The organism is Stieleria mannarensis, assembly GCF_014154935.1.
In the GTDB taxonomy this organism is placed as follows: domain Bacteria; phylum Planctomycetota; class Planctomycetia; order Pirellulales; family Pirellulaceae; genus Stieleria; species Stieleria mannarensis.
In genome coordinates this window covers 1-530 of record NZ_JACEHH010000217.1, presented here as the reverse complement: position 1 = coordinate 530, position 530 = coordinate 1, and the positions used below count along the sequence as shown (strand labels likewise).

Genomic DNA, 530 nt, shown 5'->3' with positions numbered 1-530 from the left:
GAGGCGCTGGCGATTCATCAGGTGGAACTGTTCGCATACGAGTTGATGCCGAACCACTACCACCTCGTGCTCAGGCCCTTGGTGGACGGCGAGATGAGTCGGTTCATGGGCTGGGTCGGCGGCACGCACACGATGCGGTACCACGCCCACTATCAGACTGGAGGGATGGGGCATGTCTACCAGCAACGCTACAAGAGTTTTCCGATCCAGGATGACGACCATTTTCACGTGGTTTGCCGGTATGTCGAGCGGAATGCGCTGCGTGCGGGACTGGTGGATCGGGCAGAGGCGTGGCGGTGGGGATCACTCTGGCGTTGGCATTTCAAGCGTGACTCAAATCCGAGTCTGTTATCGCCTTGGCCCATTTCGCGATCATCGCGGTGGGTCGATCGTGTGAACGAAGCGCTGTCGCAAAAGGAGCTTGAGTCGGTTCGGCGCTGTGCCCAGCGGGGCGCGCCGCTGGGTGATGAAGGCTGGGTCGAATCGATCGCCCGACGCCTAAACCTCGAATCCACCATGCGACCCCGAGG

Annotated in this window: 1 protein-coding gene; it reads left to right on the top strand. The window is 60.8% G+C overall.

Translation table 11 applies throughout. The annotated features are described in order from the left end of the window. Window positions 1-21: 21 nt before the first annotated feature. On the top strand, window positions 22-530 hold a 509-nt coding region (locus tag H1B37_RS33145), incomplete at its 3' end, for a transposase (RefSeq protein ID WP_353620986.1).